Annotated in this window: 11 protein-coding genes; 7 read left to right on the forward strand and 4 right to left on the reverse strand. The window is 62.9% G+C overall.

Translation table 11 applies throughout. The features are described from left to right. Nucleotides 1-382: 382 nt before the first annotated feature. The 4 genes from J0I79_RS31210 to J0I79_RS31225 all read right to left on the reverse strand — a co-directional run bounded on the left by J0I79_RS31210 (nt 383) and on the right by J0I79_RS31225 (nt 4,378). Nucleotides 383-1,525 carry a DegT/DnrJ/EryC1/StrS aminotransferase family protein gene (locus J0I79_RS31210; protein ID WP_292868718.1) on the reverse strand — a complete coding sequence of 381 codons (1,143 nt, stop codon included), beginning with the start codon at nt 1,523-1,525 and terminating at the stop codon, nt 383-385. A 259-nt stretch (nt 1,526-1,784) separates the two neighbouring features. Continuing rightward, nucleotides 1,785-2,708, reverse strand: a complete 924-nt coding sequence (locus tag J0I79_RS31215; RefSeq protein ID WP_292868721.1) for a carbohydrate kinase — start codon at nt 2,706-2,708, stop codon at nt 1,785-1,787. Then, nucleotides 2,705-3,151, reverse strand: coding sequence for an RbsD/FucU domain-containing protein (locus tag J0I79_RS31220; protein ID WP_292868724.1), 447 nt, complete (start codon nt 3,149-3,151; stop codon nt 2,705-2,707). Before J0I79_RS31220 ends, J0I79_RS31215 begins: the two co-directional genes overlap by 4 nt. After that, on the reverse strand, nt 3,152-4,378 hold the full coding sequence (locus J0I79_RS31225) for an ROK family transcriptional regulator (RefSeq protein WP_292868727.1): 1,227 nt from the start codon (nt 4,376-4,378) through the stop codon (nt 3,152-3,154). 268 nt (nt 4,379-4,646) lie between these two features. On the opposite strand from J0I79_RS31225, the gene J0I79_RS31230 reads away from it, so the two are divergent. From J0I79_RS31230 to glgA, 7 genes are all read left to right on the forward strand, one after another. Further along, nucleotides 4,647-5,624, forward strand: coding sequence for a sugar ABC transporter substrate-binding protein (locus tag J0I79_RS31230; protein WP_292868748.1), 978 nt, complete (start codon nt 4,647-4,649; stop codon nt 5,622-5,624). 94 nt (nt 5,625-5,718) lie between these two features. Further along, nucleotides 5,719-6,801, forward strand: coding sequence for an ABC transporter permease (locus J0I79_RS31235; protein WP_292868730.1), 1,083 nt, complete (start codon nt 5,719-5,721; stop codon nt 6,799-6,801). Next, the gene (locus J0I79_RS31240; protein WP_292868733.1) at nt 6,798-7,583 is read left to right on the forward strand and encodes an ATP-binding cassette domain-containing protein; all 786 of its coding nucleotides are present in this window, start codon (nt 6,798-6,800) and stop codon (nt 7,581-7,583) included. The genes J0I79_RS31235 and J0I79_RS31240 overlap by 4 nt, the downstream gene beginning before the upstream one ends. A 134-nt stretch (nt 7,584-7,717) precedes the next feature. Continuing rightward, entirely contained in the window at nt 7,718-10,180 is a 2,463-nt protein-coding gene (locus tag J0I79_RS31245; RefSeq protein WP_292868736.1) for a glycogen/starch/alpha-glucan phosphorylase, read from the forward strand. Between the two features lie 130 nt (nt 10,181-10,310). Further along, the gene (gene glgB / locus J0I79_RS31250; RefSeq protein ID WP_292868739.1) at nt 10,311-12,524 is read left to right on the forward strand and encodes a 1,4-alpha-glucan branching protein GlgB; all 2,214 of its coding nucleotides are present in this window, start codon (nt 10,311-10,313) and stop codon (nt 12,522-12,524) included. 21 nt (nt 12,525-12,545) lie between these two features. Continuing rightward, a complete protein-coding gene (glgC, locus tag J0I79_RS31255; RefSeq protein WP_292868742.1) occupies nt 12,546-13,811 on the forward strand; it encodes a glucose-1-phosphate adenylyltransferase in 1,266 nt (421 codons plus the stop codon). A gap of 73 nt (nt 13,812-13,884) precedes the next feature. Next, nucleotides 13,885-15,007 (forward strand): glycogen synthase GlgA (gene glgA, locus J0I79_RS31260; RefSeq protein WP_292868745.1); only part of this gene is annotated, 1,123 nt, incomplete at its 3' end.

Genomic DNA, 15,007 nt, shown 5'->3' on the forward strand with positions numbered 1-15,007 from the left:
AGCCGACCCGCGTAGCCAGTCGTCGGGATGTCCAAATGGACGTCCATTTTGCCGTCTGCTCCCACTTGGACCCTCCGTCTCTAACGATCGGCGGACTCTTGCCACATTAACCTCATGCGCCGCACGAGGGGAGCGGCGTGGCGCTTACGCCTGATCATAGCCGTTGTCGAATTGTCGGTCGACCATCGCATCTGGCTGTCATGGGTGCTGGGGACCTTGGTCCTCACCGCAGGCATCTGCTTGGTGCAGTGCCGCTCCCTTACCCGGCAGGAGAGGGACGGCCGGACCGCAGATCGCATGGCGACATCGGGGTAGCTGCGCAGGCGTCGACGGCCTGCGTCTCCCATGCCAATGAGACGTCCGGCTTTCCGGCTTCTCGCGCCTATTCGGCCGCGGCCTGCGCCGAGTTCGAGCCGATATAGTTGCGGATCGTCTCGATGATGCGATCCTGATCGGCCTCGCTGAGATAGGGGTGCATCGGCAGGCACAGGATGCGCTTTGGCAGGTCTTCCGACACGGCAAGGCCTGTCGGCGTGCGTGGATAGTCGCGATAGGCGACCTGCTCGTGCAGCGGCTTCACATAATAGATCACCGAGGGAATGCCCTTTTCGCCCAGATGCGCCCTCAAGCCGTCGCGCTTGGGCGTCTCGATCGCGTATTGCGCCCAGGCGGAGCGGCTGCCGTCGAGATTGCGGGCCGCCGTGACGATATCGCCAAGCCCCTGGGCATAGCGATCCGCCACCACTTGCCGCGCAACCATCTCCTCCTCGAGGATGGCGAGCTTTTCGATCAGGATCGCCGCCTGCAGCGTGTCGAGCCGTGAGTTGATGCCGACGCGGATGTTGTCGTACTGGGTCTCGCCCTTGCCGTGGAAGGCGAAGGAGCGCAGCTTGTCGGCCATCTCGTCATCATTGGTGAACATCGCGCCGCCATCGCCATAGCAGCCGAGCGGCTTGGCGGGGTAGAAGCTGGTCGAGCCGACATGGCCGAAGGCGCCGCACATCTTGCCGTCGAGCGAGCCGCCCATCGACTGCGCCGCATCCTCGATCACCAGCAGCCCTTCGCGCTTGGCGATGGCCATGATCGCGTCATAGTCGGCGGCGAGCCCGAACAGGTCGACCGGGATGATCGCCTTGGGCTTCAGGCGGCCTTCCTTCTTGACCATCGCGATCGCCGCCTCGAGGCTCGCGATGTCGATGTTGTAGGTCTTGGCGTCGACATCGACGAAGACCGGCTCGGCCTTCGCCAGCGCCACGACCTCCGCCGTGGCGGCGAACGTGAAGCTTGGCACGAACACCGCGTCGCACGGACCGATGCCGGAGGCAAACAGCGGCAACAGCAGCGCGTCGGTGCCGTTGGCGCAAGCCACGACATGCTTGGTGCCGATATAGGCGGCGAGTTTCTTCTCGAATTCGGCGACCTGGGGGCCAAGGATGTAGCGGCCATCCTCGACGACATGATCGATCGCGGCCCTCAACCGGTCGCGGATACGTTCGCGCTGCGCGCCAAGATCAATGAACTGCATGTCGGCCTCAAACGGGTTTAACCAGGCGGTTTAGCCAGATAACGGCCCGCTGGTATCAGAGTTGTGCCTGCCGAGAAAGCCGGGCGGCCGGAGCCGCCAATCGCGACGAGGCGCGGTCTGTTACCGGCTTTTCCGGGGCGATATCGGCCGGATGCCTGAAATCCGGGCTTCGGCAGGCACTTTTCGGCCTTTATAACCCTGAGCGCCGGCGCCGCGAAACATAAAGTGATCGGCTGGCTCAACTTATGTTGAGCGTTGATCAGGCAATCTCGTGGCGCCAGGGCGGATTGGCGCCGGCGCGCGACACTGTCACCGCCGCGGCCTTTGCACCGAGCGTCAGGGCTTGGCGGATGGCATCCTCGGACAATGTGGCGATCGCGGCCTTCGACAGCAGCCCTTGCTCGTGCAGGGAGGCCAGGATGCCGGCGTTGAACGTGTCGCCGGCGCCGACCGTATCGACCACTTTGACCTTTTCCGGCATCACGGTGACTGTTTTATCCCTGGTATAGCCGACGGCGCCTTCGCTGCCATGGGTGACCACGATCAACTTGGGGCCGCGGTCGAGCCAGTTGCGCACGACATCCTCATGCGATCCGGCCTCGTCGAACCAGTGGAGGTCCTCGTCGGACAGTTTCACGATGTCGGACATCGCCATCATGGCGCGAATGCGCCTGAGGTGCTTTGCCTTGTCGGGAATGAAATTCGGCCGGATGTTGGGGTCCAGCATCATGACACGGCCCGTATGCTCGCGTCTCATGAACTCCTCATACGCGCTGCCGGCGGGCTCGGAGATGAGGCTGATGGCGCCGAACAGCATCGCCTCTATTTCTTTACCGAGCTGCGGCAGGTCCTCGATGGTGAGCATGCGGCCAGCGGTGTTTTCGTCGTAGAATGTATAGGTCGCCTGGCCGTTGGTCAGCCTCACGAAGGCAAGCGTCGTCGGACGCGCCGAGGTGTGGGCGTAGGTGGAACTGACCTTGCTTGCCCCCAATGCGTCCCGGAACTGGCCGCCGAACAGGTCCGACGACAGGCCCGAAAAGAAACCCGCTGGCGCGCCCAGCCGCCCGAGCGCGATCGCGCTGTTGAAGACCGCGCCGCCGACATAGGGCGCGAAGGCTGGCTCGCCCTCGCTGGTGGTGCGCGGCAGCATGTCGATGAGGGCTTCGCCGCAGCAGAGGATCATGGCTTCCTGGTCTCCGGCGGATGAATCACGCCCTTGCGGATGATGATGTTGGCGTAAAGCCTGGGTTCGCTCGTCGCGACGATGGCATGCGCCGATTTGACCCGTGCATAGAAGTCGGGGCCGGCCAGCGCAACCACCTTGCGGCCCGGCGCGCGTTTGGCGCAGATCGCCTCGATCTCATGATGGACCGGGTCGGCGAGCGAGGGATCACCCTTCACCGAGGCACGAAACAGCGCCTCGGGCACGACATCGTCGACCGGCAGGACGCTCAGTATGGCGTCGAGCACGGGAATGAGGGGATGGCCGTCGGCCCTGACCAGGCGCCTTGCCTGCTCCTGCGCCGGGTAGTTTCCATCGACCAGGGCGATCTCGTCGCCATGGCCCATGGCGCGCAAAGTCGCCAGAAGCTCCGGACCGAGCAGCGCCGGTATCCCGATCAGCATTCAGGCACTCCTGGAAATGGTGGTCGAGCCGATCAGGAAACGTTCGGAAAGCGGCAGGCTGGCGCCGCCGAGCGCCCGCGCGTGGATGCCGACGCTTCCCTCGCGGACAGCCGGCAGCCTCAGGCCTTCGCCGTCGATTGCTCCCATTGCCTCGATGACCGCGTCCACCAACCGGCGCCGTACGGCAAGCGGCATCCAACCATCGATCACGGCGGCCTCGAAATCTATGACCGAGGACGCGGCGACGATTGCGTAGGCGAGCGCTCGCGATGCGCTCGCGATCCAGTCGTCCAGTTCGGCGCCGATCTCGCCCCATTCCTGCGGCGAGGTCCAGAGATAGGAGCCGTCGACACCCTTCGCGCCGAGCGCTTTTTCCAGCATGGCGATCGAAGCCACGTCGATAAGTTGTGCCGGTTTTCCGTCCGGTCCAGGCACTGGCATCGAGCCGAGCGCGCCGGCATTGCCGGTCGGGCCGCCGAACAGCCGGCCGTTGAGCACGATGCCGCCGCCGGCGAAAGCGCCAATATAGAAATAGACGAAATCGCGCGCGGCACCTGTCTGGCCGAAAACCAGTTCGGCACCGCAGGCCGAGGTGGCGTCATTCTGCAGGTAGACCGGAAAATCGCATTGCGCCTGGATGTCGGCCCTGATGTCGCGATGGCGCCATTCGTCCATGACCTCGCGCGGCGCGCCGGCCGTATCGGCCCAGTTCCAGAGTTCGAACGGCATGGCGATGCCGAGGCCCGCTATGCGCTTGTCTTGCGTCGGCGTCAGTTCGCCACGCATCTTCTTCATGCCCGATGTGACGAATTCAACCGTCTCGCGCGGCGCCGGATAGCGATAGGAATGCTGCAGCATCGAGCGCACGTTGCCGAGAAAATCGATCAGCACGAGTTCGGCGCTACGGCGGCCGATCTTGAGGCCGATGAAGAAGGCGCCTTCCGGATTGAGCGCCATCGGGATGGACGGCTGGCCGATCTTGCCGCGCAAAGGCGCCTGGCGAAGCAGCAGGCCTTCTTCCTCGAGTTCACGCATGATGACCGAAACCGTCTGCGCCGAAAGTCCGGTCATGCGGGCAATGTCGGACTTCGCCAGGCTGCCGTGCTGGCGCACCAGCGACAGCACCAGACGCTCGTTGTGGTCGCGCATGCCGCTCTGGTTGGTGCCGCGGTGAATGAGGCTCTCATTCGCTTCGGGCGAACCGTGCCTCGCAGTGGCGGTTTCCACCCTGATCCTCCCGTCGTTTCCCCTCAATGCTTTTGCGGCAGAATGGGTTAGTGACGCAAGTGTGTCAATAATAAATAAGAGTGATTTAATTATTGACAGCCAGCTTTGTCTGGTGTTTTTTTAGCCACGCATCCGCGCCGGGAGAGTTCGCCTGGATGCCGTGCGGGTGCCGGTTGGCCGGCATCCGGAATGTTCCACCGGGAGGAAAATCGTGACCAATACAAAACTGTTGAAGTCCACCGTTTTCGCGGCTGCCGCTCTGGGCCTGATGGCCTTCGCCTCGTCCGCTTCCGCGGCCGGTGTCAGCGCCTGCCTGATCACCAAGACCGACACGAATCCGTTCTTCGTCAAGATGAAGGAAGGCGCGACGGCAAAAGCCAAGGAAATCGGCGTCGACCTCAAGGCCTATGCAGGCAAGGCGGAGGGCGACAATGAGGGCCAGGTCGCGGCGATCGAATCCTGCATTGCCGATGGCGCCAAGGGTATTCTGATCACCGCCACGGACACGGCGGCGATCGTGCCGGCGGTGAAGAAAGCGCGGGACGCCGGGCTGCTGGTGATCGCGCTGGACACCCAGCTTGAGCCGGCCGATGCCGCCGACGCGACGTTCGCGACCGACAATTTCAAGGCTGGCGAACTCATCGGTGCGTGGGCTAAGGCAACCCTCGGCGACAAGGCCAAGGATGCCCACATCGCCTATATGGATCTGATCGCCAGTCAGCCGTCGGTTGACGTCCAGCGCGACCAGGGCTTCATGACCGGCTTCGGCATCGACGTTAAGGATCCCAAGAAGATCGGCGACGAGACGGACCCGCGCAATGTCTGCCACGACCTGTCGGGCGGCAACGAGGATGGCGGCCATACCGCCATGGAGAACTGCCTGCAGAAAGACCCCAACATCAACGTCGTCTATACGATCAACGAGCCCGCGGCCGCTGGCGCCTATCAGGCGCTGAAGGCCGTCGGCAAGGAGAAGGACGTGTTGATCGTGTCGATCGATGGCGGCTGCCCGGGCGTCAAGAATGTCGCCGAAGGCATTATCGGTGCCACGGCGCAGCAGTATCCGCTGCTGATGGCTTCGCTCGGCATCGAGGCGATCAAGGCCTTCGCCGACACCGGCAAGAAGCCGGAACCGTCGCCGGGCCTGAACTTCTACAACACCGGCGTCACCCTCATCACCGACAAGCCGGCCGCCGGTGTCGATTCCATCGACACCAAGGCAGGCCTCGGAAAGTGCTGGGGTTGATTTGAGCCGCCAACCGGCTCAATCATTGCAACAACAATAAGAATAACAGGGTGGGGCGGCTCAGCCGCTCCATCCCTTGGGCTGGGAGGCCGTGTTGAGCGTCGAGACGACCAAAGGCAGTGGGCCGCAGGAGTTCGAAAAGACCCTGGACGCAAGCGACAGGAATATTGCTTCGTTCGATACCCACTCTCGAACAGCGCTGGAAAGTATCCAGCACCGGTTGCACAAAAGCCCCGCGATGGTGCCGCTGATCATCCTGCTTCTGTCGGTGATCCTGTTCGCCATCGTCGTCGGCGGACGGTTTTTCTCCCCGTTCACGCTGACCCTGATCCTTCAGCAGGTGGCGATAACGGGTATGGTCGGCATCGCTCAGACATTGGTGGTGCTGACTGCCGGCATCGACCTTTCCGTCGGCGCCATCATGGTGCTGAGCTCGGTCGTCATGGGGCAGTTCGCCATGCATTATGGCGTTCCCGCGCCGGTGGCCGTCGCGGTCGGTCTGCTGGTCGGCGCGATCTGCGGGCTGATAAACGGCTTCTTGATAGCGCGGGTAAAGCTGCCGCCCTTCATCGTGACGCTCGGCACATGGTCGATCTACGCCGCGATCAATTTCATCTATTCGGGCAACGAAACCATCCGCAGCCAGGATCTTGAGGCAACCGCGCCTTTGCTGCAATTCTTCGGCGGCTCGTTCAAGGTTGGCGGCGCCGTCTTCACCTATGGCGTGCTTCTGATGCTGATCATGGCGGCGATCGCCTGGTATGTGCTCAATCACACCGCCTGGGGGCGGCACGTCTATGCGGTCGGCGATGATCCGGAGGCCGCCGAACTGTCGGGCGTTCGCGTCGACCGGATGCTGCTCGCCGTCTACACGCTGACGGGTCTCATTTGCGCCATTGCCGGATGGGCGCTGATCGGACGTATCGGATCGGTATCGCCACAGGCCGGCCAGTTCGAGAACATCAATTCGATCACTGCCGTCGTCATCGGCGGAACCTCGCTCTTTGGCGGGCGCGGCTCCATCCTGGGCACCATCTTCGGGGCGCTCATCGTTGGCGTGTTCGCCTTGGGATTGCGGCTATGGGGGACCGACCCGCAATGGACGCAATTGTCGGTCGGCGCCCTCATCATTGTCGCGGTCGGCATCGACCAGTGGATCAGGAAGATTTCGGCATGACCCAGGCTCAGGAACCGATCCTTACCGCGCGTGGCCTGGTCAAGCGCTATGGCCGCGTCACCGCCCTCGACAATGCTGATTTCGACCTCTATCCCGGCGAAATCCTTGCGGTCATCGGCGACAACGGCGCCGGCAAGTCGTCGCTCATCAAGGCGATATCAGGCGCAGTGGTGCCTGACGAAGGCGAAATCCGGCTCGACGGCAAACCCGTCGCCTTCAAGTCGCCGATGGAAGCCCGCGAAGCGGGCATTGAAACCGTCTACCAGAACCTGGCGCTGTCGCCGGCTTTGTCCATCGCCGACAACATGTTTCTGGGCCGCGAGATCCGCAAGCCCGGCTTCGTCGGCCAATGGCTTCGGATGCTCGACCGTCCGACGATGGAAAAGCGGGCCCGCGACAAGCTCACCGAACTCGGCCTGATGACCATCCAGAATATCGGCCAGGCGGTGGAGACGCTGTCGGGCGGCCAGCGCCAGGGTGTGGCGGTGGCGCGCGCCGCCGCCTTCGGTTCGAAGGTGGTCATCATGGACGAACCGACGGCAGCCCTCGGTGTCAAGGAAAGCCGCCGCGTCCTCGAACTGATCCTCGACGTCAAGAAACGCGGCCTGCCCATCGTGCTCATCTCGCACAACATGCCGCATGTCTTCGAGGTGGCGGACCGGATCCATATCCATCGCCTCGGCCGTCGCCTCGCCGTCATCGATCCCAAGCAATATACAATGTCGGATGCCGTCGCCTTCATGACCGGCGCCAAGGCGCCTCCCGAGGTGCTGGTGGCGTGAGCATTCGCACTTCCACAGGATTGCTTGGCCCATCTGTCTCCTAAATCGATTGAATATATGCTGCAATGCACTAGGATAGGCTGGGATGATCGGTGAAAGCGGGTATGATCAAGGCCAACCGAACGCGAGGCGATATGACATCCGCCATGACCATTGAAGCTCCCGCTCTAGATAATCCCGACCCCAGGACGCTCGCCGAAGAAGTCCTGATGTCGCTCAAATACCGGGTCGGCAAGGACACCACCGTCGCCACCCCGCACGACTGGCTGACCGCCTCGATCAAGGTCGTGCGCGACCGTGTCGTCGACCACTGGATGCAGGCCACGAAAGAGGCCTACGACCAGCAGGAGAAGCGGGTCTACTACCTCTCGCTCGAATTCCTGATCGGGCGCCTGATGCGCGACGCCTTCTCCAATCTCGGCCTGATGGAGAACATGCGCGAGGCGCTGTCCTCGCTCGGCGTCGACCTCGATCTTATCGCGGCTCTTGAGCCCGACGCGGCCCTTGGCAATGGCGGTCTTGGCCGGCTTGCCGCCTGCTTCATGGAAAGCATGGCGACCGTCGACATCCCCGCCCATGGCTATGGCATCCGCTACGCCAACGGCATGTTCCGCCAGGAGATTCACGACGGCTGGCAGGTCGAACTGCCGGAGACCTGGCTCGACCACGGCAATCCGTGGGAATTCGAACGCCGCGAACGCTCGTTCGATGTCGGCTTCGGCGGCTCGGTGGAATCGGTCACGTCGAAAGACGGGCGTCTTGAGCGGCATGTCTGGAAGCCGACCGAGCATGTGCTTGCGGTCGCTTACGACACGCCCGTGGCCGGCTGGCGCGCCAAGCGCGTCAACACGCTGCGGCTCTGGTCGGGCATGCCGGTCGATCCGATCCTGCTCGACAAGTTCAATGCCGGCGACCACATCGGCGCGCTCGCCGAAAGCAACAAGGCCGATGCGCTCTCGCGCGTGCTCTATCCCGCCGACTCCCACATGGCCGGCCAGGAACTCAGGCTGCGGCAGGAATATTTCTTCTCGACCGCCTCGCTGCAGGACATCGTTCAGCGCCATCTCAGCCAGTATGGCGACCTGCGGTCGCTGCCCGACAAGGCCGCGATCCACCTCAACGACACCCATCCCGCGATCGCGGTGCCGGAACTGATGCGGCTGCTGATGGACGTCCACGGCATGGACTTCGATCTCGCCTGGGACATCACCAAGCGCACCTTCGGCTACACCAATCACACATTGTTGCCGGAGGCGCTGGAAAGCTGGCCGGTGCCGCTGTTCGAACGGCTTTTGCCGCGCCACATGCAGATCGTCTATGCCATCAACGCGCAGGTGCTGCTCGAGGCCCGCGCCACCAACCAGTTCTCCGGCGACCAGATCAGCCGCATTTCGCTGATCCAGGAAAATGGCGACCGCCGCGTGCGCATGGGCAATCTTGCATTCGTCGGCTCGCATTCGATCAACGGCGTCTCGGCGCTGCATACCGAACTGATGAAGGAGACGGTGTTCGCCGATCTTCACCGGCTCTATCCCGACCGCATCAACAACAAGACCAACGGCATCACGCCGCGGCGCTGGTTGATCCAGTGCAATCCGGGTCTGACCTCGATTGTCCGCGAGGCGATCGGCGACCGCTTCATGGACAACATCGAGGCTATCAAGGATCTCGACGGCTTTGCCGACGACAGTGCCTTCCGCGAGAAGTTCGCCGGCGTGAAGCGGCAGAACAAGGTAAGGCTCGCCAACCTGATCGCCGACCGGCTCGGCATCAGGCTCGATCCCTCCGCGCTGTTCGATATCCAGGTCAAGCGCATCCACGAATACAAGCGCCAATTGCTCAACATCCTGGAAGCGATCGCGCTCTACGATCAGATTCGCTCGCACCCGGAGCGTGACTGGATGCCGCGCGTGAAGATTTTCGGTGGCAAGGCGGCGCCGAGCTACCATAACGCCAAGCTGATCATCAAACTGGCTAACGACGTCGCCAAGGTCATCAATGGCGATCCCTCGGTGCGCGGCCTGCTGAAAGTCGTGTTCGTGCCGAACTACAATGTCAGCCTTGCCGAAGTGCTGATGCCCGCCGCCGACCTTTCCGAGCAGATCTCGACCGCCGGTATGGAAGCGTCCGGCACCGGCAACATGAAGTTCGGGATGAACGGCGCCTTGACCATCGGCACCCTCGACGGCGCCAATGTCGAGATGAAGGAGCATGTCGGCGACCACAACATCTTCATCTTCGGCCTTACCACCGCCGAGGTCGCGGAGCGGCGCAACAACGGCTATAACCCGCGCAGCGTGATCGAGGCTTCGCCGGAGTTGGCGCAGGCCGTGGCGGCGATTTCGTCCGGCGTCTTCTCGCCCGACGATCCGGGCCGCTACCGCGACCTGATGAACGGCCTTTACCAGAGCGACTGGTTCATGGTGGCGGCCGACTTCGATTCTTACGCCGACTGCCAGCGCGTGGTTGACAGCGTCTGGCGCGACAGCCCCGACTGGAACGCGCGCGCCATCCGCAATGTGGCCCGCATGGGCTGGTTCTCATCCGACCGCACAATCCGCCAATACGCGAAAGAAATCTGGAACGTACCCGCCTGATATGATTGCATGAGGCCACGAGCAATGTGGCTCAAACAAAAGACTAGAGCATGATCCTGAAAAGCGGAGTCCGGTTTTCGAAAAAGATCATGCTCAAACAAGGAGATAGCCCGGGGAGGGCGACCGCCTGATGAGGAAGCCGCGCGCGACCGCTGCGACAAGCGGGCCGGACGGACTGGCGCCAGCCAGCGATGTTGCGGCAATTGTCGCCGGTACCCACGGCAATTCCTTCGCGGTCCTCGGCGTCCATGAAATCGGCAAAAGCCTGTTTGCCCGCTGCTTCGTGCCCCATGCCGAATCCGTCACGGCCTATACACTGACCGGCACCAGGGCCGGCGAACTGTCCCGGCGCGACGACGCCGGTTTCTTCGAAGGCAAGCTGTCGATCAAGAAGCGCCAGCCGCTGCGCTATCATGCCAGGAACGCCGGCGGCGACTGGTGGCTGACCGATCCCTATTCATTCGGTCCGGTGCTCGGGCCGATGGACGATTATTACATCGCCGAGGGCTCGCACCTCAGGCTGTTCGACAAGCTCGGCGCGCATGTCATCGAACATGAGGGCGCCACCGGCGTGCATTTCGCCGTCTGGGCGCCAAACGCGCGGCGCGTTTCCGTGGTCGGCGACTTCAACGACTGGGACGGCCGCCGGCATTCGATGCGCGATCGCCGCGATACCGGCATCTGGGAGGTGTTCATTCCCGATATCGGCGCCGGCCGGCCCTACAAATACGAGATCATCGGACCCGATGGCGTGAGGCTGCCGCTGAAGGCCGACCCATTCGCCTTCAAGTCCGAACTTCGGCCGGCAACGGCTTCGGTGACGGCGGTGCCGCCGGCCCATCAGTGGGGTGACGAGGCGCATCGCACCTTCTGGCGCAACGCTGATCCGCGGCGCGAGGCGATCTCGATCTACGAGGTCCATGCCGGCTCCTGGCAGCTTCGCGACGACGGCACTTTCCTGTCCTGGGACGAACTCGCCGACCGGTTGATCCCCTATGTCGTCGAGGCCGGCTTTACCCATATCGAATTCATGCCGATCTCCGAACATCCCTATGATCCCTCATGGGGGTATCAGACGACTGGCCTCTATGCGCCATCGGCGCGCTTCGGCGACCCGGATGGCTTTGCCCGCTTCGTCGACGGCGCCCATCGCGCCGGGATCGGCGTCATCCTCGATTGGGTGCCGGCGCATTTCCCGGTCGACGAGCATGGCCTCGTCCATTTCGACGGCACCGCGCTTTACGAGCACGCCGATCCGCGCAAGGGTTTTCATCCCGACTGGAACACCGCGATCTACAATTTCGGCCGCCGCGAGGTGGTGTCGTTCCTCGTCAACAACGCGCTGTTCTGGGCCGAGAAATACCATGTCGACGGTCTTCGCGTCGATGCGGTCGCCTCGATGCTCTACCTCGACTATTCGCGCAAGCAGGGCGAGTGGATCCCCAACGAGAAGGGCGGGCGCGAGAATCTCGAGGCGGTCAGCTTCCTGCAGAAGATGAACAAGGAGCTCTACGGCCATCATCCCGGCGTCATGACCATCGCCGAGGAATCGACATCATGGCCTAAGGTCTCCGCGCCCGTCCATCAGAACGGGCTGGGCTTCGGCTTCAAATGGAACATGGGCTTCATGCACGACACGCTGGAGTATTTTTCCAAGGAGCCGATTTTCCGCAAGCACCACCACAACGACCTGACCTTCGGGCTCACCTACGCTTTTTCCGAGAATTTCGTGCTGCCGCTCTCGCATGACGAGGTCGTGCACGGCAAAGGCACGCTTTTGGGCAAGATGGCGGGCGACGACTGGCAGAAGTTTGCGACCCTGCGAGCCTATTACGGCTTCATGTGGGGCTATCCCGGCAAGAAGCTGTTGTTCATGGGGCAGGAGTTCGCGCAGCGCCGCGAATGGAGCGAGGCGCGCGCGCTCGACTGGAACCTGCTCGATTTCCGCCCGCATCGCGGTGTCTGGCAGACGGTGCGCGATCTCAACTACCTATACCGTTCGCGCCCGGCGCTGCACGGCCGCGATTGCGAGCCGGAAGGGTTTTCCTGGCTGATCGTCGACGACAGCCAGAATTCGGTTTTCGCCTGGGTCCGCAACGCGCCGGGCGGCAACCCGGTCGCCGTCGTCTGCAATTTCACGCCGGTGCCGCGCGACAATTATCGCGTGCCGCTGCCGAAGCCCGGCAAATGGCGCGAGATCATCAACACCGACGCTTCCGAATATGGCGGGTCCGGCATGGGCAATGGCGGCGCTGTCGAGGCGCGGGCGGAGGCTGGTGGCGCCTCGGCGACGATGCTCTTGCCGCCGCTGGCCACGATCATGCTTGAATATGTTCCAGACTGAGTAACCGGGGAGGGTGAAACCATGGTGGATACGAAACGAACCCAGCCGCTGGCCCGCGATGCCATGGCCTATGTGCTGGCCGGCGGGCGCGGCAGCCGCCTCAAGGAATTGACCGACCGGCGCGCCAAGCCGGCGGTCTATTTCGGCGGCAAGACCCGCATCATCGATTTCGCGCTCTCCAATGCGCTGAATTCCGGCATTCGCCGCCTTGGCGTCGCCACGCAGTACAAGGCGCATTCGCTGATCCGCCACCTGCAGCGTGGCTGGAACTTCCTGCGGCCTGAACGAAACGAAAGCTTCGACATCCTGCCGGCCAGCCAGCGCGTGTCGGAGACGCAATGGTATGAAGGCACCGCCGATGCGGTCTACCAGAACATCGACATCATCGAGGCCTATGGCCCGGAATACATGGTGATCCTGGCCGGCGACCACATCTACAAGATGGACTACGAGATGATGCTGCGCCAGCATGTCGATGCCGGCGCCGATGTCACGGTCGGCTGTCTCGAAGTGCCGCGCATGGAGGCGACCGGCTTCGGCGTCATGCATGTCGATGCCAAGGACAACATCATCTCCTTCATCGAAAAGCCGGCCGATCCGCCCGGCATTCCCGACAAGCCCGACTTCGCGCTGGCCTCGATGGGCATCTATGTGTTCAAGACCAAGTTCCTGATGGAGCAACTGCGCCGCGACGCCGCCGAGCCCGGATCCAGCCGCGACTTCGGTAAGGACATCATCCCCTATATCGTCCAGCACGGTAAGGCGATCGCCCACCGCTTCGCCAAATCCTGCGTGCGCTCGACCGCCGAGAACGAAGCCTACTGGCGCGATGTCGGCACGGTCGACGCCTATTGGGAGGCCAACATCGATCTGACCGACGTTACACCCGAACTCGACCTCTACGACCGCGACTGGCCGATCTGGACCTATGCCGAATTGAAGCCGCCGGCAAAATTCGTCCATGACGAGGATGGCAGGCGCGGCTCGGCCGTTTCTTCGCTTGTGTCGGGCGACTGCATCGTCTCGGGCGCGACGCTGAGGAAAAGCTTGATCTTCACCGGCGCGCGCATCAACTCCTATTCGACGCTGGAAGAAGTCGTCATGCTGCCCGACGTTCATGTCGGCCGGAACGCAAAGTTGAAGCGCGTCGTCATCGACCATGGTGTTAGGATACCGGAAGGCCTGGTCGTCGGCGAAGACCCCGCTCTCGACGCCAAGCGCTTTCGGGTCTCCGAAAAAGGCATCTGCCTGGTCACCCAGGACATGATCGACAAGCTTAAGCTTTAAGAACTGATCCGGACGGTCTTTCGTCGGGAATTTGCGCAGAACAGAGAATTGGACAGGATCGGACCATAAACGCATGCAGGTTCTGTCGGTCACGCCCGAGATATTCCCGCTGATCAAGACCGGCGGACTTGCCGACGTGACCGGCGCCCTGCCGATCGCGCTGGCAGCAAAGGGCGTGACCATGCGCACGCTCATTCCGGGTTTTCCCGTCGTCATGGACGCCTTCAAGAAAAAGAAGGCCGTCTATCAGTACCCGTCGCTGCAAGGCGGCAAGGCTGCCATCCATGCCGTCGAGATCGCCGGGCTCAGCCTTTTCGTGCTTGACGCGCCGCATCTGTTCGATCGGCCCGGCGGCCCGTATGGCAATGCCTCGGGTGCGGATTGGCCGGACAACTGGCGTCGCTTCGCGGCCTTGAGCCAGGCCGGCGCCGATATCGCGGGCGGTGTGATCTCGGGTTATCTGCCCGACATCGTACACGCCCATGACTGGCAGTCGGCGATGACGCTTGCCTATATGCGCTATGGCAAGGCGGTCGGCACGCCGTCGATGATGACCGTCCACAATCTTGCCTTCCAGGGCCAGTTCGGCGCCGGCATCTTCGGCGAACTGGGCTTGCCGGCGGTGGCAATGGCGCTCGACGGCGTCGAATATTATGGCGGTGTCGGATTCCTGAAGGCCGGCCTTCAGGCCGCCTGGGCGATCACCACCGTCAGCCCCACCTATGCGCAGGAGATCCGCTCGCCGGAATTCGGCATGGGGCTCGACGGCCTCATCAACATGCGCTCCAGCGATCTTTATGGAATCGTCAACGGCATCGACACCGCTATCTGGGATCCGGAGGCCGACAAGCACCTGGTCTCGACCTATACGGCTGAAACGCTGAAAGCCCGCGCGCCGAACCGGGCCGCGGTGGAGGATCGCTTCGGCCTTGACCGTGACGACAGCCCGATCGTCTGCATCATCAGCCGCCTGACCTGGCAAAAGGGCATGGATATATTGGCGACGGCGATCGACGGCATTGTCGCGACCGGCGCGCGGCTGGCCATACTGGGCTCGGGTGATGCCGGCCTCGAAGGCGCGCTGCTTGCCGCCGCCGCGCGCCACCGGGGCCGCATCGGCGTGGTCGTCGGCTATGACGAGGGCCTGTCCCACATCATGCAGGGCGGCTGCGACGCGATCGTCATTCCCTCGCGAT

Source organism: Mesorhizobium sp., assembly GCF_017306585.1.
Classification (GTDB): domain Bacteria; phylum Pseudomonadota; class Alphaproteobacteria; order Rhizobiales; family Rhizobiaceae; genus Mesorhizobium.

Excerpts from the sequence above, each read along its gene's own strand:
- J0I79_RS31230 (WP_292868748.1), top strand. The coding sequence starts at position 4,647 with ATGGCCTTCGCCTCGTCCGCTTCCGCGGCCGGTGTCAGCGCCTGCCTG.
- J0I79_RS31215 (WP_292868721.1), bottom strand. The coding sequence starts at position 2,708 with ATGATCCTCTGCTGCGGCGAAGCCCTCATCGACATGCTGCCGCGCACC.
- J0I79_RS31210 (WP_292868718.1), bottom strand. The coding sequence starts at position 1,525 with ATGCAGTTCATTGATCTTGGCGCGCAGCGCGAACGTATCCGCGACCGG.
- J0I79_RS31245 (WP_292868736.1), top strand. The coding sequence starts at position 7,718 with ATGACATCCGCCATGACCATTGAAGCTCCCGCTCTAGATAATCCCGAC.
- glgC (WP_292868742.1), top strand. The coding sequence starts at position 12,546 with ATGGTGGATACGAAACGAACCCAGCCGCTGGCCCGCGATGCCATGGCC.
- J0I79_RS31240 (WP_292868733.1), top strand. The coding sequence starts at position 6,798 with ATGACCCAGGCTCAGGAACCGATCCTTACCGCGCGTGGCCTGGTCAAG.
- J0I79_RS31220 (WP_292868724.1), bottom strand. The coding sequence starts at position 3,151 with ATGCTGATCGGGATACCGGCGCTGCTCGGTCCGGAGCTTCTGGCGACT.
- glgB (WP_292868739.1), top strand. The coding sequence starts at position 10,311 with ATGAGGAAGCCGCGCGCGACCGCTGCGACAAGCGGGCCGGACGGACTG.